Annotated in this window: 16 protein-coding genes and 1 tRNA gene; 4 read left to right on the forward strand and 13 right to left on the reverse strand. The window is 62.9% G+C overall.

Translation table 11 applies throughout. The features are described 5' to 3' along the window. The coding region (locus F6X51_RS26685) for a BPTD_3080 family restriction endonuclease (protein ID WP_246697015.1) at positions 1-2,365 on the reverse strand (2,365 nt) is incomplete at its 3' end. 112 nt (positions 2,366-2,477) lie between these two features. Between F6X51_RS26685 and F6X51_RS26690 the strand changes: the two genes are divergently transcribed. Next, on the forward strand, positions 2,478-2,666 hold the full coding sequence (locus F6X51_RS26690; protein ID WP_150966963.1) for a hypothetical protein: 189 nt from the start codon (positions 2,478-2,480) through the stop codon (positions 2,664-2,666). Positions 2,667-2,797: 131 nt separating this feature from the next. Here F6X51_RS26690 and F6X51_RS26695 read toward each other — a convergent pair whose 3' ends face one another. From F6X51_RS26695 to F6X51_RS26715, 5 genes are all read right to left on the reverse strand, one after another. Then, positions 2,798-3,706 (reverse strand): hypothetical protein, encoded by a 909-nt coding sequence (locus F6X51_RS26695; RefSeq protein ID WP_210250349.1) that lies wholly within the window; start codon positions 3,704-3,706, stop codon positions 2,798-2,800. A 51-nt stretch (positions 3,707-3,757) separates the two neighbouring features. Then, positions 3,758-4,378 (reverse strand): hypothetical protein, encoded by a 621-nt coding sequence (locus F6X51_RS26700; RefSeq protein ID WP_150966967.1) that lies wholly within the window; start codon positions 4,376-4,378, stop codon positions 3,758-3,760. After that, positions 4,378-5,004, reverse strand: coding sequence for a hypothetical protein (locus F6X51_RS26705; protein ID WP_150966970.1), 627 nt, complete (start codon positions 5,002-5,004; stop codon positions 4,378-4,380). Before F6X51_RS26705 ends, F6X51_RS26700 begins: the two co-directional genes overlap by 1 nt. Positions 5,005-5,249: 245 nt before the next feature. Then, complete coding sequence (locus F6X51_RS26710) at positions 5,250-5,909, reverse strand: hypothetical protein (protein WP_150966972.1); 660 nt, start codon at positions 5,907-5,909, stop codon at positions 5,250-5,252. Continuing rightward, positions 5,906-6,547 carry a recombinase family protein gene (locus tag F6X51_RS26715; RefSeq protein WP_150966974.1) on the reverse strand — a complete coding sequence of 214 codons (642 nt, stop codon included), beginning with the start codon at positions 6,545-6,547 and terminating at the stop codon, positions 5,906-5,908. Before F6X51_RS26715 ends, F6X51_RS26710 begins: the two co-directional genes overlap by 4 nt. 707 nt (positions 6,548-7,254) lie before the next feature. Between F6X51_RS26715 and F6X51_RS26720 the strand changes: the two genes are divergently transcribed. Together F6X51_RS26720 and F6X51_RS26725 are read left to right on the forward strand one after the other, a co-directional pair. Continuing rightward, a complete protein-coding gene (locus F6X51_RS26720; RefSeq protein ID WP_150966976.1) occupies positions 7,255-7,590 on the forward strand; it encodes a hypothetical protein in 336 nt (111 codons plus the stop codon). A 547-nt stretch (positions 7,591-8,137) separates the two neighbouring features. Then, positions 8,138-8,635, forward strand: coding sequence for a hypothetical protein (locus F6X51_RS26725; protein ID WP_150966978.1), 498 nt, complete (start codon positions 8,138-8,140; stop codon positions 8,633-8,635). Between the two features lie 257 nt (positions 8,636-8,892). Here the strand turns inward: F6X51_RS26725 and F6X51_RS26730 are convergent, their stop codons facing one another. The 7 genes from F6X51_RS26730 to F6X51_RS26760 form a co-directional block, all read right to left on the reverse strand. Continuing rightward, positions 8,893-10,683: a site-specific integrase gene (locus tag F6X51_RS26730; RefSeq protein WP_150966980.1), complete on the reverse strand. Its 1,791-nt coding sequence runs from the start codon at positions 10,681-10,683 to the stop codon at positions 8,893-8,895. Between the two features lie 91 nt (positions 10,684-10,774). Then, positions 10,775-10,849: transfer RNA gene (locus F6X51_RS26735), tRNA-Thr, on the reverse strand. A 446-nt stretch (positions 10,850-11,295) separates the two neighbouring features. Further along, positions 11,296-12,840, reverse strand: a complete 1,545-nt coding sequence (locus F6X51_RS26740; protein WP_246697016.1) for an aspartate ammonia-lyase — start codon at positions 12,838-12,840, stop codon at positions 11,296-11,298. Positions 12,841-12,910: 70 nt separating this feature from the next. Beyond that, complete coding sequence (locus tag F6X51_RS26745) at positions 12,911-13,807, reverse strand: amino acid ABC transporter substrate-binding protein (RefSeq protein ID WP_150966982.1); 897 nt, start codon at positions 13,805-13,807, stop codon at positions 12,911-12,913. A gap of 156 nt (positions 13,808-13,963) precedes the next feature. Beyond that, positions 13,964-14,284 carry a cation:dicarboxylate symporter family transporter gene (locus F6X51_RS26750; protein WP_150966984.1) on the reverse strand — a complete coding sequence of 107 codons (321 nt, stop codon included), beginning with the start codon at positions 14,282-14,284 and terminating at the stop codon, positions 13,964-13,966. Between the two features lie 51 nt (positions 14,285-14,335). Beyond that, positions 14,336-15,517 (reverse strand): aminotransferase class V-fold PLP-dependent enzyme, encoded by a 1,182-nt coding sequence (locus F6X51_RS26755; protein WP_191970295.1) that lies wholly within the window; start codon positions 15,515-15,517, stop codon positions 14,336-14,338. A gap of 229 nt (positions 15,518-15,746) precedes the next feature. After that, positions 15,747-16,508, reverse strand: coding sequence for an IclR family transcriptional regulator (locus F6X51_RS26760; RefSeq protein ID WP_150966993.1), 762 nt, complete (start codon positions 16,506-16,508; stop codon positions 15,747-15,749). A gap of 405 nt (positions 16,509-16,913) precedes the next feature. On the opposite strand from F6X51_RS26760, the gene F6X51_RS26765 reads away from it, so the two are divergent. After that, positions 16,914-17,975, forward strand: coding sequence for a DMT family transporter (locus F6X51_RS26765; RefSeq protein ID WP_150966989.1), 1,062 nt, complete (start codon positions 16,914-16,916; stop codon positions 17,973-17,975). Positions 17,976-18,060 lie beyond the last annotated feature (85 nt).

Raw genomic sequence — 18,060 nt, forward strand, 5'->3', positions numbered from 1 at the left:
CGTACCCAGCTTGCGAAGGGGTCCCAATTGCACGCCGATCCGGGGTCCCGTTCCAAAGCTTTTTGACACGCATCGCCTTGAACGCCTCCTCGGCGTCCAGGGTCTCCTGCTCGCCGACGATGCCGGCCATGAGCACCTTGGCCGGGCCAACGTTCTCCGGCGTCAGTTCGAGGCGACTGTCGTCGGTGAAGGTCGCGGTCAGCCGCTCGCTCGGCAAGTCGAAGCGGTAGCCCTCGACGCGGGGGAAACCGATCTCCAGGTCCGCGCGCTGCCGCAGAGCCTGGACGCGGGTGAGCTTGCGCGGGGCCGCCGGCACCGAGACCACGGGCTCGGCCGTGAATGAGAACGGGATGCCGAGGATGTCGGCATACTCGACGTTGAACAGCCCCTGGTCGTTCAGCTCGTAGGATTGGCGACGCAGGCCGCGCCCGACCACTTGCTCGCACAGGAGCTGAGTGCCGAAAGCGCGCACGCCGAGGATGTGTGTGACGGTGTTGGCGTCCCAGCCCTCGGTCAGCATCGAGACCGAGACGACACAACGGACACGCTCGCCGAGCCGGCTCTTGCGACCGACTGTGTTCATGACCTCGCGTAGCAGGTCCGCGTCCGTGGTTTCGGCTGCCGCGACCGCGTCGACGCCGCGTTCGATCCGCTCGCGGCGGAACTGCTCGATCTCCGGGCCCATCATGTCGCGGAAGGCCGGGTCGAGTGCCTCGCCCGATTCGAGCTGCTCGCTGTCTATGAGCAGCGTGTTGGGTCGCGCGAGCCGCTGGCGGTTGTCGTCATAGTTGCGGAACAGGCGCAGGTGACCGACGTGGCGCGTCTCGGCCTCGCCGTCGGCGTTCGAGCGCTCGAAGCCGGCGATCCACTCGTAGACGAGCTTGGAGGTCGCCGTATTGTTGCACACGACGATGAACACCGGCGGCACGTCGATGCCGGCCCGCTCCCAGGCCTCGCTGGTCTTCTCGTAGTGCGCGTAGAGTGCGTGCAGCGCCGTCTGGAGCTGGCTCGGGAAGACGTGCGAGAGCGGATCGAGGGTGCCAGCTTTGCCCGCGCCCTTCTTCGGCATTGCCTTGCCGATGTGCTCCCACAACTCGCGGTAGAGCGGCACCTCGCCGCTCGCGGCGTTGTCGGCGATGGGCACGCGGGGCAGCTTGACGATGCCGCACTCGATCGCGTCGATGAGCGAGAAGTCGCTCACCGTCCACGGGAACAGGATGCCCTCCAGGTAGCCGGAGCCGCGCAGGAAGAACGGTGTGGCGGACAGGTCGTAGACCGCGCACAGGCCGACCTTGCGCTTCAGCGCTTCAATGCCGGAGATCCACAGCCGAGCGGCTTCCGCGTTGCGCTTGGCCTCCTCGCGATCCTCGGCCGCGACCGCGTCCTCGGCGGCCCCGGGCTTCTCGCGGTAGCAGTGGTGCGCCTCGTCGTTAATCACCACGAGGTTCTTGATCGGCAGCAGCTCCCGACAGACCCGCTGGAGCATCGCGCCCTCGGACTCGGTCGTGTCGATCGGGGCGTGTCGGCCCTGGAGCAGCGAGCGCCCGACCTTCGAGACTTCCAGCGTCTCGCGGCGCTTGAACGCGTGGTAGTTCGTCAGCACGATCTTGGCCTGCCCCATGTCCTGGAGCATGTCGGCAGGGACCAGCTCGCGCTTGTCGTAGTAGGCGTCAGGATCACCGGGCATCAGCACGCGCAGGCGGTCGCGGATCGTGATCCCCGGCGTGACCAAGAGGAAGCCGCGGGTGAAGTGCCGCGCGTTCGGGCTGCGCACCGCGTTGATGGTCTGCCACGCGATCAGCATGGCCATTACCGTCGTCTTGCCGGCCCCCGTCGCCATCTTGAGTGCGAGGCGCGGCAGGCCAGGGTTGGCGCCCTCGTTCGCGCCCTCGATGTGGCGGATCAGGTGCGCATACTGGCGCTGCCGCCCGGCGACCTCCGTAAGCCAGATCGCGGTCTCGACCGCCTCGACCTGACAGAAGAACGGCCGGGGGCCGTGCCAGTCGTGGTCGCGGCGCCAGTGCTGAAGCAGCCGCTGGGTCACGGGTGTGACGCCCCAGTCCGCGGGGTTCGGCAGCGCGCGCCAGGAGGCGACGTGCCCGCGGATCTCGTTGATGATCGGCGTCGGGTTGTAGGCCTGCTCCGCGGAGGACAGGCCCACGCCGTCGCCGAGATCCAGATCCGCCTGCTTGGCCTTACCGCGCTGCTTCTTTGCCTTCGGGACGGGCGTGATAAGCGCGGAGCGGCGACGGCCCTGGACCGGTTGCTGGTCGAGGGGCTGGCCGTCGCCGTCTAGTGCATGGTGCTGAGTCGGGACCACATAAGGCGAGTTGAGTATCGGCTGCTCGAAGAACGGCTTCGCCACGCTGTCTCCTCGCCGACTGACTCGATCGCGTATCGGGGAGTGGATACCGAGATCATCGCTCCTGCGCGAGCGGCACGTGGTTCAAGCAGGTGTAGAAGCTGCACACTGTGCCATGCGCGCAACTTCAAGCTGGCATCCATCCATCGCCATCGCGCTCCAGGGGCGGGAGTTGGTCTTCGACTACGCCAGGGCGATCCAGCTGCCTGCGGCGATCGAGGCGCTCACCCACCTGAAAGCTGATAAGGAAGCGCTGACGCACCAGGGGCTGGACCGGGCGGTCCCCGCGACCGGGCGGCAGTAGTCGGCCGCAGCTGAACGGCTACGTCGAGGAAGGCCGGACCGTTGAGCAAGGCGTTTCCGATTGGTCCCCAAGCCCGTGTCGACGCGGGCTTCGCGGCCTTACAGACGGGCTCCGGGAGCGCCGGGGCAGCTTCAGGGGCTCTCGGTCGCCGTCGCCCGCTGGCGAGCCTCTTGGACGGCTTCGCGGGCCTGCTGGTGAAGCTCCTTCGCGAGCGCCCGGATGCCGTTCGTCATCGTCAGCACCGGGCCGTCGAAGCTCAGGCGCCAGGGGGAGCCGGGCCGGGCGCAGGCGAAGCGGTCGCGGATGCCGGGCAGCGCGAGCCACGTCCGCTTGCCGAGGTAGGACGCCCAGCCGCAATCCGGATCGAGCTTGAGCTTGACCTGTCGCTTCATGGCCTCGCCCGCCCATGAGCCCAGAGCGCACCGCAGTGCCTGCCTGGCGCGAACGAGACGGCGCCGACTCGGATTGTCGAGGATCAGCGCCCCGTGAAAGTGCAAGCGCGGCGTGCCGTCCTTCCACTCTTCCTCAATCGAGGCCAACCACTCGATCGGTCCAAGTGCGTTGTTCAAGGCCTCTGCGACGCGCTTGCGGAGCCAGGGGAGTGGCGCGCCGGTCGCGTAGGCCCGGTCACTGATCTTCTGCGAGGCCCATACGGTGAAGGCGACGACGGAGCCGAGCGCTTGTAGAGCTTCCAGTCCGAAATGCGCCTTCGTTTCGTCAGTCGCGCTGCTCCAAGGGCGAGGTGCCTTGGTCATGAAGGCGGGTAGAGAGTGTGTAGGAGCATATGATCTACCTACTATACCCGACACGCCCGCCTGGACCGGGGCGATGCCCCTAAGCGCCTTGTATTCATTGAGAAACTGGCGATCCGCGAGCAGGCTGACGCGGCGCGGCGCCCGCCGCTTTTTTTGCACATCAGATGACGTAGCGTTGTCATTGGTCGGTGTCGGCAGGTCGGCAAGCGAGACCGACACCGGAGCGCAGTATTGGTGCGCTTCGGCTTGTGCTGAGACCGAGGGAATCTTACGTATTATGAGCATCTGTGCTGATAGAGCCGTTCGCCCTGGCCGGGGCGGGCGGCTCGTTCCTTTTCAGGCTGCGGTGTTCTCGTCGTCGCGGTCAGGGGCATACTGCCCGACCACACGAACCGTCTTGAGCCGGTGCGGATCGAGTAGAACCTCGATGCCGTTGTTGGTGCCGTAGACGACGGCCGTCGCCGGGGCCTCGGTCACAAGAAGAACACGCTCCCCGGTGTGCTCACGGATCTCCGACGTGGTGAGCCACAACGCCGTGGCGTAGTCGCGGTGCGGGGTCCACCAAGCCCCGACGATGCCCGCACGGCAGTCCTGCAACGACCGCACCTGAAAGAGCGTCCGAGGCATCGGGTCGGGCCTGACAGGCGGCAGCAGGACGTTGAGCCCGTCGACTAGAAGGCGATCCTGGCCGAGCAGGTCCACCGTCAGGGTCCGCTTCATCCCGAACTCTTCCGACGCGCTGCAATGCCATGCGGCCTGGAAGGCGTCCCGGATCGCGCCAGGGACGATCCCGAGGGACACCAGGGCGCGCAAGGCGTCCGTCCAGCCACCCGCCCAAGTGATCTGGGCAGCGGCTCCCGTGAAGGCAGACACGTCGCCCTGGGCGGCACCGGCCACAAGACGCTTGAGAACGTCGGCGTGGTGAAGGTCTTCGAGGGCAAGCCGGAGAACGCCCATTAGCGTGTCTCCCCAATTGCCGTGGCGTTGGGCGCGGTGGTCTCGTCACTCACGAGGCGCCGGAAGAACACGGTCGGCACCGCCGATCCATCGTCCGTTAGCTGGAAGACGGGCCGCACGAGCTCGGCCGCGTTCTTGCGGAGTAGGCGGGCGAAATCGGTCGCGATGCTCGCTGTGGTCGCGGTGCGGAGCGTCGTCTCGCCGGTCTTGCCGTCCACGATTGTGAACGTGACGGCCTTCGCATGACGGCCGACGTAGAGCTTGTGGCCATAGCCTAAGGGGATGCCCATCGCGGTGCCGCTCTTGAACTCTAAGTTCAGAAGCGGCGTCGTGCCAGTTGCGGCGTCAATAACGGCGGCGATCAGATGGGCCTGATCCCGGTTCAAAAGCGGCAGGCTCGCTTCGCGGATCGACACGAAGAGAACGTCGTCGTCGGCAACAGCGACCTCGGCAAAGCCGGGTAGCGTATCTTCGATCTCGCCAGCCTCGACAGCGCTGCGGATTACGCGCTCTACGATTTCGACGGCGGAGACGCCATGACGATCAGCGAGAGCGCGAAGCTGGGCGAGGCGTTCAGCAGGGAGTCCGACAGAGGATTGTATCGGCTTGACGGTGCGAGTGGTCACGTAAGAGATCCCATGTTAGCGGGTTAGCCTCATACATGTATGTGCCTGAGATGCAACGTTCAAGGTAACGACCAACAGAAAAGTGTGCCTCAATGCGAACATCTCGCAGGGTCCGAGTTTTCGTGGCTGAAAATTAGCCGTTTGCGCATAACGGACCCCATTCGGGGAAGTCGCTTTTTTCTAGGACTTCGCCTTCTACCCCACTCCTATGTAAACGTTCAGTCAACGCTCACTTGTGCGCAGCATCAGAAGCCCTCTTCGTTCTCGCATACGATCTCTTCATCCCCAGATGCACCTGCTTCACGCCCATCATCTGCCATGTCGCCGTCGAACGCGTCCTCTTCGTCCTGCTTCTGGCGCATCATGTCGATCTGAACCTGAGTGAGGTTGCGGATTACAAGCACCGGGGCCTCGTCACTGTTCATATCATCGTCGGTGATGCCCAGTGCACTCCGCTTGAGAGTGTGGAGTCTTTCGAGGGCGGCAGCAGCGTTGGTCAGCATTTTGACTGCCGCTGCTGCCGCGAAGGTCTGATCCGGATCAGCGGCAGCGGCGTCGAGACGGTCCACGATCATGCGTTCGACCTTGGCCGCGTGGTCGTAGGTTGTCTGCCCGATCGCCAGCGCTCGCTCCGCAAGCGTGTCGACCTGAGCTTCCCGTTCCGCGCGCACCCTGGAGACGACCTGGGCGGCGAGCGCCTTGGCCGCGCTCCCCTTCTCAAGGCCGAGCTTGCTGAAATGCGCCTGTAAGCCGCGCTCCGTCACGCCGAACCGATGCGCGAGCTCGGGGAGCGTCGCAGAGCCGGACGACCACAGTGCCTCCACCTCAGCCCACCGATCCTCGGTGAGTTTGATGTAGCGGCGTTTCTCGGGCTGGGCGGTCACAGGTTGGGTCTCCTTGCTCATGCTGCCCACCGGGCAAGTGCGGCCTCAGCCTCGGCCGGATCGGCGCTGATCCGGTAGACGGTCTGGCGAGACAGGCCGGTCGCCTTGGCGATGGCAGCGACAGCCGCGCCTTGACCCAGCATGGCCTGCACGGTCTCGAACTGGTTGCGGGTGTAGGAGACCTTGCGGCCACGGTAAGCCCTGGCCTCGGCCTGCGCCTTGGCGTGCATGATCCCAGCCTTCTGCGCCTCCTTCGTCGCCTCGGCCTGGGCCTGGGACATCGCGGCCATGAAGCCGATCAGCGCGTCCCGCACGGCCTGCTGCATGGGGTCGGTGGTGGCGCCGTCGAAGGTCAAGCCGTTGATGACCGTCTTCACGATCACGCCGCGGCGCATGAACTCCCGGATGGTCTCGCACACGTCGCCGTAGTTGCGGCCGAGCCGGTCAACCCACCGGACGACCAGCAGGTCGCCACGGCGCAGCATGTCGAACAGGCGCTGCCCCTGGCGCCGCTCTGCAAGGCGCGTCGAGACGCCCGACACGCCATCGTCGGTCACTACATGATCGACCTGGAAGCCCGCGGCCTCGGCCTGCGAGCGCTGGTGTGTGGCGGTCTGATCGGCGGTGCTGACGCGGGCGTAAAGGATCGTCTGGGTCATCCGAAATCTGTTCGTATGGGTAATGTCCGCATAAAAACATGTCCGTAGACCGAAAGCAACCCTTACGGACAGCCAAAAGCGCACCTTCTCCTCTGTCCGCGAGGGTATACCCCTCCGGACAGACATAGGATTGCGCCAGATGCATATCGAGTTAGCCCAATTTTTTTGGACTCAGTCTGTGAAAGGTTCCTGCAGGGCAGCGCACACGTTCACCCTGGAAGTTGCATGTAGGACATAAACCCACGCGAGCGTGCGCTACGTGACACGAAGCCACGATGGGAAACGTCGAGCCTTTGATCAGTTATCGAATCTGAGCCGCCCCGCGCATTCACGATGCTCCGAACGAGATGTTGCTTAAAACGGAAAATCAGACGTAAGCTCGGCCACGAGGCGGCATTTCAGGAACGGAGGCCAAGGTGCACTCCACACTAAGGCACTTGGAAGGCACGCGCGACGCGGTCCTCTCGTCTGCGGATTGGCCGTTTGAATTATCCGCCCTGTTCCCAGGTCCGCGACCTGGTCGGGTGGCAATCCGGTGGCGAGGTCAGCTTGAAAAGGACGCTCTGCTGGAACTTTTCGATGAAGCCTCTCGGGAACTTGGATCGCTTGATTTACGTGGCATCTTACCCGGCCGGACACACGCAGTCGTCTTAGGAGAGGGCACCATCAAGCGCTTCCGCGGTCGATCGACGAAGGATGTAGGGGAGATGGTAAGTGCTCTGCACGACGTTGGGTTCGTGCGACTCGAACTAAGACGTCGCGATGCGCCCGACATCGAGCCGTCAGTCGTCGTCTGGGCTAATCTGGATCCAGAGGCACGTAAGGAAGATGGTGTTAGTCAGCGGGCTGCAGGGGTAGAAGTGTCAATCGCAGGCGCATCGCGCGTGCGCAGCGCGGTCGTTGCTGCACTGTCTGCAACCCGTGCTCCGGACGGTGACGAACGAGGCACAAGCAAAAGCTCAATGATCGGCCGCTCTGTTGAGGAGTTGTTCGCCGATATCGGCGATTTCGGCCAGATCATAGCGGGCGGCGCGACGCTGTGATGGCCTGAGCGGATGTTTACGGTCGGATGCTTTAAAATCGCGATGTCGGTTATCGTGCCTCAAGCAACTCCCCTGTCTCAGAGCGTGACAGGAGCTTATCTCCGCATTGAAGTTCACAATTTTGATCCCTTTGCGCAAGACCTTGAGCTTGATCTGTTGTCACTTCACGGACATGCATCCTTCTCATCAGGCGTTGTGATGCCGTTGGTCGAGCCAGCGATCCAGCAGGTAACCCCGCCGCAAGTTGCTCACTTGATTCAGGTGGGAATTCGGGCAGCAAGCAACGGCGGCGGACCGGAGGTCTTTCAGTGCAGCTCAGTCCGCTATCGACAATGCGGCGCTCCTGGATGGAGCGCGCATCACACGCCACGGTCAGGCAATACCGCAAGCGTCCTAGTGATATGACCATGTGGCCGAACGCTAGATAAAAATTTTCTTTGTAGCGCGGCGGGATGCGTGGCCCATCCAAGCATGGAGGCTGATCCTGAATTTCAAGCTGCTCCTGCTAGGCGCCGTGCCTCCCTTTCTCGCAATTCTCGGAGAGGTATTGAACCCCGTCAGCGGCAACGCCGCCGTCGCCCGCATGCATGACACAATCCGATCGATGGTGCCAGACGACCCACTCCGAAGTAGGGAGAGTGAGACCGCGCAGAACGTTATCCGTGACTCCATCGCTCGCACCGTCGAGGGAGCTGTCGAGGCCGCGGGTATCGTTCCGACGTGGATCGCCGTCACCGCCGGGGTAGCCGGCATCACCTCCGAGATCATGCCATTGACCACGGCAGCGACGTTGACTGCGCTCGTTGCAACTGTTTCGGCGATGGTCTTGTTTTTTGTATTCGGTCGGCTCGATTACTATAGCCTCGCGGAGGCTCCTAAGAGTCGATGGATCTTGGCCCGCAGTAAGCGCCAGTTCATGTCTAGTGTGATCCTTCTGGCAAACGCCATCATCATCTTACTTGCAGTCTGGGCGTCCATGGTGCCTCATAGTGAAGGGGAGCATGGGGGCGAGGCTACTCATCCTGAGCCGTCCGCGACCAAATAATCGCAGCCGCACCTGATCAATCATTGATTTTGCAATTCTGCAAAGCTCACAGACGCAAAATTTCTGTGCAGCCTAAACGGTATTTTCTCCATTTGGACGCTGCCTAAACCTGCGAACAGTAAATTTCTTGCACAAATCTGCGAAATTGCCGATCGTAATTCATGACTGACCTCCGACATTCGGAGTCTTATTGCCGATATACATTTTCTGGATTTGTTAGCTTGCCGCGCAATCAGGCACATTCCGACTGAGCTCGTTCAGCCTACTTTGTAAGCAGGAATCCGTCTGATCGCAGCATCACGGGTCTTGAGCGTGACGTCGCCGTAGTCGTCTCCGGCAGTGCGTCCAGCGTGGCCTTGCAAAGCGTCTAGAATCCGGTCGTTGATCCCTGCCTCGCGTCCGACCGTTTTAAACCGATGGCGCCAACCGTGGCTTGGGTCGACAGAATCGTCGATCAAACCGAGAGACCGGACCCAGGCTGCAATGTGTGATGCCACGATCTTGGATGGGTGCAGCGGGCTCTTGCGCACCTTTCCAACATCATAGAACAGTGGTCCGTTACCGGCCGCTCGCACGAAGTCAAGGAAGCCGATCGAGACGAGCTGGGGATGCACCGGCACGTCGCGGTAGTGGCCCGACTTCACGGAGCCGGCATCGGGCGTGATGCGCAAGTAGGTGATGCCGTCGCGGATCTGCACGTCCTGTCCCCGAAGCTGTGCCATTTCAGCGACGCGGGCGCCTGTCAGAGCGCACAGCCATGGGAGCCAGCGTTTCGCCGCCGACCTATGTGGGCTTTCGCGTGTTGACGAGCTGCGTGCGGCTGGCGCCTGATAGCTAAGCACAGCTTTGAGAACGGCAGCAGCCTCAGTATCGTCCAGCCCCTTTTCCCGCGTGCGGACTTTCTTCGCCACATCGATCCGAACGCGTGCGGCTGGGTCCTCCGCGATCTTGTCGTTGTCAGCTGCCCAGCGCAACACGGCCCGAAGCGATGCGAGATGCACGTCGCGGATCGTCTTGGGCGCGAGTTTCTCATTCTCAAGAAGGTGGTCGCGCCAGCCTGCGATGTCCGCCTTCGTCAGTTGCCGAGCATCATCGTAGCCCAAGTAGCGCACAAGATTCTTGAAGACGGGGCGCCATCTGAGTTCCGCTGCGGCGCCCTTCCCCTGCGCCTTTAAGGTCCGAAGGTAGCCGTCGAGCAAGTCGAGGATTGGGACGGCTGGTCCGCGCAATCGGATTGGCACGACAGTGGTGGGCGTCGCTGATTCGGCGAGGATGGGCAGCTTCGGAGGACTCGGCTCATAGCCAGCGTCACGTTCAATTGTGGCTTCGAGCGCAGCAAGCTGCACCTGCGCCAACGTCCGCGCGAGGGAACGCCAATCCCCGCTGCCAGCTTCTACGGCTGTGCTGCCGCGCGCCTGGAACTTCTCAACCGCCCAGCCGACGACCGCTTGCATCTCGTCATTGTTGCTCTGACCGCTGGCAACACGACGAAGCGCTTTCACCTGCAACTCGCGGTGGCGGGGAGAAGGCGGTGTGAAGCCCGAATGTGCGAGCTCACCCGGCTGAGTCTGGGTCGCGGGTTCTCGAGCCGCGCGCTCCTGGTAGAGGGTGAGCCGCGATTTAATCGGCCAAACATTCGTTGGCTCGTCCTCATCTGGGACTTCGACCTTCGATGGAAGCCCATCCAGGGTGAGGTCGCGCTCCACGGACCAGTCGATCTCGCAGTGCTTTCCCTCGCGTAATTGCCGGTCGATCTCCAGTTCCTCTGCATAATGGGTGCGCGCGATCTGGTCTGTCGTCAGCGGGCGGGCGCGGATCCGCGGCTGTGGGAACGCGACCACGTCGAGCTTCGCGCGTGCTGCCGCGAACTCATCTTCAATCTGAGCCATGGCGGCGTGCAGGGCGCGCTCAGCCAGCTTCTTGTTCGATCCAAGTGCAATGCGGCGCTCGGTCTTCCCATTGAAGTAGGGGCGCAGCGCCTTCGGAATGACGCGCCGCGCGTAGAACGCATCGCCACGTGGGGTTAAGTAGCGCAGGTCGCCAGCCATCGGCCCCTCTGTTTGTTACATTCTTTGTAACAGCAGAATGGGCAAAAACGCTTAATCTGCAACTGGTTTGAGTATGATCAATGGCTTAGGCTGGTGCCGGTGGAGAGGATCGAACTCCCGACCTTCGGTTTACAAAACCGCTGCACTACCGCTGTGCTACACCGGCGGACGCCCTGAAACCATTGAGCTATTTCACGGTTTTGGTGCGTCAGGAGCGTCTTTGACTACGTTTCCAGGCGCTTCGTCAAGGCACAAGATCCGGCACATTCCGTTCCGCCCATCCCCCGGAGAGACGCGATCGGCCGGCTCCCACCGCGCGGCGGGGGTCAGCACAGCGGGACGGCACGCTCGCCCTCCCCGACGCGCCGGAGCGCGGCCGGTTGGGTCAGGGACCAGACACGAGATGGCGCGCTGTAGGCTTTGCGGACATTGAACGCACAGCTCACTCTGCCCGCATGGGATGGGGAGTAGTCCTTGGCTTCGATGCCGACCGCGGACGCAACGGTAGAACGGCTCGGAGCGCTTTGGGCATATTCGCGTCGCATCGACTTGAGGGTGCCTTGTGACTCGCCACCTCGATCACGCCTGGGCAAGGCTCCATCAGTTACGATGTTAGAGAGTCGTGGCCGCCCGTCGCCGTCGAGTCGGCTGGATCATCGCTTCCAGTTCGAGGAGCTTATTGAGCTGCTCCTCGGTGAGCAGGCCCTCCTCCAACACGAGGTCGGCCACTGGGCGGTTTTCCTTCAGCGCACGTTGCGCCACCCGTGAACTCGCCTCGTAGCCTAGCGTCGGCGCGAGCGCCGTCACCAGCCCGATCGAGCCCTGGACGAGGGCACGGCAGCGCTCGCGGTCGGCCTCGATGCCCTCGACGCAGCGCTTGGTCAGCGTGTCCACCGCTGCTGTCAGCATCCGCAAGGAGGAGAGCACGCAGTAGCCGATTGTCGGCTCGAAGGCGTTGAGTTGTAGTTGCCCGCCCTCGGCGCACAGCGTCACGGTAAGGTCCTGGCCAATCACCATGTAGGCGACCTGGTTCACCACCTCCGGGATCACCGGGTTGACCTTGCCCGGCATGATCGAGGAGCCCGCCTGCACAGCGGGCAGCCGGATCTCGCCGAAGCCGGTGCGCGGGCCGGAGGACAGCAGCCGCAGATCGTTGCAGATCTTCGAGAGCTTCACCGCCACCCGCTTGAGCGTGCCGGAGAACAGCACGAATGCGCCGAGATCCGAGGTTGCCTCGATCAAGTTGGACGCGAGCACCATCGGCTGGCCGGAAGCGCGCGAGAGCTCCTCGACGGCCAGCGCCGCATAGCGCGGGTCGGCGTTGATGCCGGTGCCGATGGCGGTGGCCCCGAGGTTCACCTCCCGGAACAGCCCGGCGATCTCACCCAGGCGCGCAACATCCTCCTTGATGGTGGCGTGGAACCCGTCGAATTCCTGGCCGAGCGTCATCGGCACTGCGTCCTGAAGCTGAGTCCGGCCCATCTTGAGCACGTCGGCAAACTCCACCGCCTTCCCCTTGAACGCGTAGGCGAGATCGTCGAGCGCCTTCACCAGCGGCTGCGTCCCGAAGATCACCGCCAGCCGCAGGGCGGTCGGGTAAGCGTCGTTTGTGGATTGGGCCATGTTCACGTCGTCGTTGGGGTGGAGCGCGGCATAGTCGCCCGGCTTCCTTCCCATCAGGCCCAGCGCGACGTTGGCGATGACCTCGTTGGTGTTCATGTTCGTGGAAGTGCCGGCCCCGCCCTGGATCGCATCGACCACGAAGGCGGCGTCGTAGCTGCGGTCCTCGGCGACCAGGGTGCAAGCTCGGTCGATCAGGTCGGCCTTGTCCGGCTCCAGGTAGCCGAGGCGCCGGTTGGCGCGGGCGGCAGCCTGCTTCACGAGGGCGAGCGCCCGGACGAACTCGGGGAAGTGGCCGACCGGCACGCCGGTGATCGGAAAGTTCGTCACCGCACGCTTGGTGTGAATGCCCCAGAGCGCGTCGGCCGGAACATCGCCGTCGCCGAGGAGGTCGTGCTCGGAGCGGGTCCTGGCCGTCTCCATGTGCACGGTGCGGATGGTGGCGACCGCAAGCTCGGTGGGCGGATCTCTCTGCACTGACGCCTCTGCTGCCCTCGCTCCTTCTTCCGCGCTTATGTCGAGATGCTTCTTGGCCATGTGATAGCCCCACTTTCCGAAATGCTCGCCTTGCGGTCGCCGAGATGGAAGGCGCGCGCCGGGCGGCGGGTCAGAACTCCACCGAGTCGCTCGGGTGGTCAACGCGCTCCTTCAGGGCATCGGACATCGGGAAGTTCAGGTTCTCGTTGTGGGGCGGTATCGGGCTTTCGAACCACTTGGCGTAGAGTTTGGAGAAGGCGCCCGAGGCCATCATGCCCTTCAGGACATTGTCCGCAAGCGCTTTGAACTCAGTGTCGTCCTTTGGCAGCATGAGCCCATAGGGCACCAAGGCGTAGGTCTCGGGCAGAAAGGTGAACGCGGCCGGATCCGGCACACGCGCCTTTAGGCTGGCGAGTAGAATGTCGTCCTCCATGAAGGCTGCGGTACGGCCGGTCTGAAGCGTCAGCATGGACTCGCCATGGTCCTTGCCCTGAATGATGTTGAAAGTGCCGCCCTTGGCCTTGATGCCGAACGCGAAGTTGGTGGCATTCGAGCCTTGCGTGACAACGACCGTCTTGCCGTCGAGCCCCTTCACGTCGTGTATGCCGGAGGAGACTTTAGTCAGCCACCGCGCCGAGGAGACGAAGATCGCGACCGTAAAGGCAACCTGCTTAAGCCGGGCGGTGCTACTCGAAGTCGCCCCGCACTCCATATCGATGGTTCCATTCTGAATGAGTGGAATGCGATTGGAAGAATCTACGGGCTGGAGCTTGACTGTGAGCTTGTCGAGCTTGAGGTCAGCCTTAACCTTGTCTACGATCTGCGCACACAGATCGAGGGAGAAGCCGATCGGCTTCTGGTCGGTGCCGAGGTATGAGAACGGGATTGAGGACTCGCGATAGCCGAGCGTCACGCTGCCGGTTCGCTTGATCTTCGCCAGCGTCGGGCTGTCGGCGGATGCCGTCGTGGCGGCGAGGCCTAGGGCGAGTGCGCAGGATAGTCGTACGAACGCCGGAGCTGGGTACATCGGTCTTCTCCTCTCGATGGATGCGGACCCCGTTCGGGTCTCGCGAAACTTGAGTTCGACAAGAAGCGGGCCACGTCGACGCGGCCTCGCACTGTGCTCGTGGGATCATCAGCGTTGCTCCGACGGACGCCGCGGTCCTGACGGAGCGGTCCGCCGTCAGAAGGTGATCCGACCGGCGGCACCGCCGCTCGCACCGAGGCTGGAGATGCCGGAGACGATGGTGGCGAACACCAGCGGCGCGATGACCATCTTGATCATGCGCAAGAAAATGTCAGACACCATTGCGAAATGGCCGGCAATGTTCTTTGCGTCTTCCGGAAAACAAAATGTGTTACACAAATAAAAAATGTTAGTTCCGATGAACAGGCTCACCAAGATGTACAAGATCAGCTGGTTCGAATTGTGAGTTTTGCTACTCATCTGCATGACGTAATCCTTTGCGCCACCGAATGATGTAGCAACCGAGCGTGGCCCCATTTTAAGCGTCTCAGGTGCCGTCAACGGCCAGGACAGGAGAGGCCCGGCGTCCTACCCGAGCTTGGACAGCAGGGCCGTGCGCGCCTGCGTCGATGGCACGTTGCGGGCGCGGATGGCCTCGATCAGCCGGTCGATGTCAGCCGTGGTGGTGAACATCCCGAGCGACACGCGGATGCCGTCGCGCTCGGGTGAAACCCGGATGCCGCACTCCGTGAAGTACTCCAGCCATTCACCAGCAGGCAGGGCAACGACGTAGATGTGAGGCGCCCGATGCTGACGCTCACGAGGCCCAACCAGCCCGATCCTCAACTCGTCGAGATGGTGGATGAGGTAGTCGCCCAGATCGAAACAGTGGCTCTGGATCTTCTCGATCCCGATCCCATTGATCAGATCGATGGCGGCGCTCAGGCCATGGATCGCCGGGATGTTGAAGTTGCCGAGTTCGAAACGGCTGGCCGAAGGCGGCAGCGCCATGTTGTCAGCCCGAGCGATGAAGTCGGCCGGCGGATTCGCCAAGCTGGCAGCGGCCATGTAGGCGGGCTCCAGCTCGATCTTCGCAGAGTCCCAGTAGAGCAGGCCAAGCCCTTGCGGGACCAGCAGCCCCTTGTGGGTGCCGGAGCCAATGAAGGTAGCCTTCATGGCCTTGGCGTCGATCGGGACGACTCCGATGCCCTGCATCACATCCACGACGAAGTAGAGGGACGTCTGCTCGCAGAGGCTGCCGACGCTCGCCACGTCGAAGCGATGACCCGCATGGAAGGTGACCTGCGACATCGAGATTGCGCGGGTCCGCTCATCGATGAACGGTCGGAAACTATCCGCGTTCACAACCTCGGCCATCGGGATGCACTCGATCACCACGCCCTTCTTCTGGAGGTTCAGGAAGGCGTAGGCATTGTTGGGATGGTCGCCCTCGATCATCAACACCTTATCGCCGGCCCGCAGGGGCAGCGCATTGGCGGCGATGTTCATGCTCTCCGAGGTGTTCTTGGTGAAAGCGATTTCGTGCGGCGCAGCGCCCAGAAAAGCCGCGACCTTTTCACGGGTGCTCTCCACACGGTTCAGCCACACTCGCTTAGGGCCGGCTGTCTCGAAAGCTTCCTGCAGGTAACGCTCAATTCCTTCTTTCACCTGCAAGGAAAGTGGCGTCTGCAAGCCTGCATCGAGATAGACCACGTTCTCGGTGGCTGGGAAATTTCTCCGGACTGCGGCAACATCGTAGTGTTGAGACACATTAATCTCCTGTTTTACAGGCGTGGCAAAGACCTTCACTGGCAAAATTCTGACGTTACATTACGCGTAATCTAAGATCTAAATTTTTAAAATTTCGATCGACTTCTCTGTTCTGCGACCTGTCGAGTTTTTGCACACAACTCTGTGTGCCCTAAAGATACACACACCAACGAGCGGGTCGAGGTAATTTACCAAAAATGGAGATTTTTCGTTTCGAAAAGTGAGAATTCTAAGAAAGGCCCTCGTCCTGGAGGATGGTTTCCGAGAGCAAAGCAGCAGCGTTTTGCAGGGGGCCGATGAATGCGTCGAGGCCAGTAAAGCCGACGCGCGCTGCGGGGACTGACACACCCAGGCACGCAATCAGGTCGCCCGCAGGAGAGACGATCGGCACGGCACACCCCACCACGCCGCGCACAAACTCCTCGTTCGTCTTCGCCCATCCTCTGCGCCGCGTCTCTTCGAGCTGCGCCATCAGTTCGTCCGGGTCGGTAATCGTCGTTGGCGTGTAGCGGAACAGAGACAGTGCATGAACGAGCTTATGACGGGCCTTCACGGGCAGTCGGCTCATGTAGATCTTGCCGGTGGAGGTGCAGTGGAGTGGCACGACTTCCCCAGGATTGAACTGCAAACCCTGGGGTTGCTTGGAGCGCACGCTGTCGACGTAGACGACCTCGTTAGCACGCACGACGCCGATCTCGCACTGCTCGCCGATCCGATCGGCCACAGCGCTTAGGACAGCGTGGCGGCGGGCGGTGCGGAAAGCTGCCCCGATGGCCTTGGCCGACAGCGTGACGAGTTTGCTGCCTACCAAGTAGCGCTTGGTTCCCAAGGCCTTCTGAACGAGACCACGGGCTTCGAGGTTGCCGATCAGGCGATGTGCGGTCGGCACCGGAAGGTTTAGCGTCGCTGCGACCTCTGCGGCCGAAACGGCCTTCTTCTGCTCGGCAACGAAAGTCAGGATCGCGAGCGCGCGATCCAGAGGCCCGTCCATATCCTTGCCGTTCTCGTCAGCCACAACGTGCGCCTTGCGTGGACACCACTCGGCCTCGCTATAGCACCCGGTCGCCGAGTGGCATGAACCTGCCGTTGGAGCTTGGATCCCCAAACCCGTATTCGTACGCCCGGAGCTGGTCCGTGACCGGACATCCTCCGCATGCACCTCGAAGGTCCGGAAGGGGCGCTTCGAGGCTTTCACCTGAGCTACGCCGAACGCCAGCTTACCCACTACCCGAGCCTCGAAGCTAACGGGCCGTAATCGTCCAATCCTCGCCGTCTCGATACGCTGAGCTTAGGCCTGCTTTCGGGCAACGAGAGAACAAAGTCGGTGGAAGGCGCTTGTTCTACGTCAGATGGAGGAGGGATCGGCGGATATGCTCCTGCCTGCTAAATCCTCGGTATGAAGCACTCTCATTCCCACCTGTGGCCAGGGGTGCCGCTGGCTCTCGTTTCAGCCATCCTGTTCGGAGCCTCGGCCCCGTTCGCCAAGCTCCTGCTCGGTGAGATGTCGCCGCAACTGCTGGCCGGGCTACTCTACCTTGGTGCAGGCATCGGTCTGGCAGCCGTGCATGGCGGCCGGGCCGTTCTCGGCGTTCCGGCCCCGGAGGCCCCTCTGCGCCGTCACGATCTGCCGTGGTTGGCGGCGGTGGTGCTGTTCGGCGGGCTGGCCGGGCCGCTCATGCTGATGCTGGGGTTGTCGCACACCGCCGCCACTTCTGGATCGCTGCTGCTCAACCTCGAAGGGCTGGCGACCATGCTCATCGCCTGGGTGGTGTTCCGGGAGAACGTTGATCGGCGGCTGCTGTTCGGCGCGTTCGCCATCCTCGCGGGCGCGGCCGTACTGTCGTGGAACGGAGGGGGCGTGCGCCTCGATGTGGGCGCGGCTCTCATCGCCGCCGCCTGTCTGGCCTGGGGCATCGACAACAACCTGACGCGCAAGCTGTCCTCGGCCGACCCGGTGGTGATGGCCACCATCAAGGGGCTCGCGGCAGGCAGCGTCAACGTTGCCCTGGCGCTGCTGTTCGGCGCGGCTGTGCCATCCGCGACGGTGATTGGGGCGGCGGCCGTGGTCGGCTTCCTGGGCGTTGGGGTGAGCCTTGTTCTGTTCATGCTGGCGCTGCGCCACCTCGGCGCGGCGCGCACCGGGGCCTACTTCTCTCTCGCGCCTTTCATCGGCGCGGTGATCGCGGTCGCGCTACTGCGCGAGCCGATGACGATGCAGCTTGTTGTGGCCGGTCTGCTGATGGGGGTGGGCTTGTGGCTGCACCTTGCAGAGCGGCACGAGCACGAGCACGTCCACGTGGTGATGGAGCACGAGCACGTTCATGTCCACGATGAGCACCACCAGCATCGTCACGATGGGCCAGTGACGGAGCCGCACTCGCATTGGCATCAGCACGAGCCGCTGAGCCACGCTCACCCACACTACCCCGACCTGCACCACCAGCACGGCCACACCTGAGGTTCGGCTGTGACTCCCTAATGCACTGACGCGGACGGAGGATTCACGCGCGGGGTGAGGCGTGCGAGTCTGGGCGATGGCCCAG

It is taken from the genome of Methylobacterium planeticum (genome assembly GCF_008806345.1).
GTDB classification, from domain to species: Bacteria; Pseudomonadota; Alphaproteobacteria; order Rhizobiales; family Beijerinckiaceae; genus Methylobacterium; species Methylobacterium planeticum.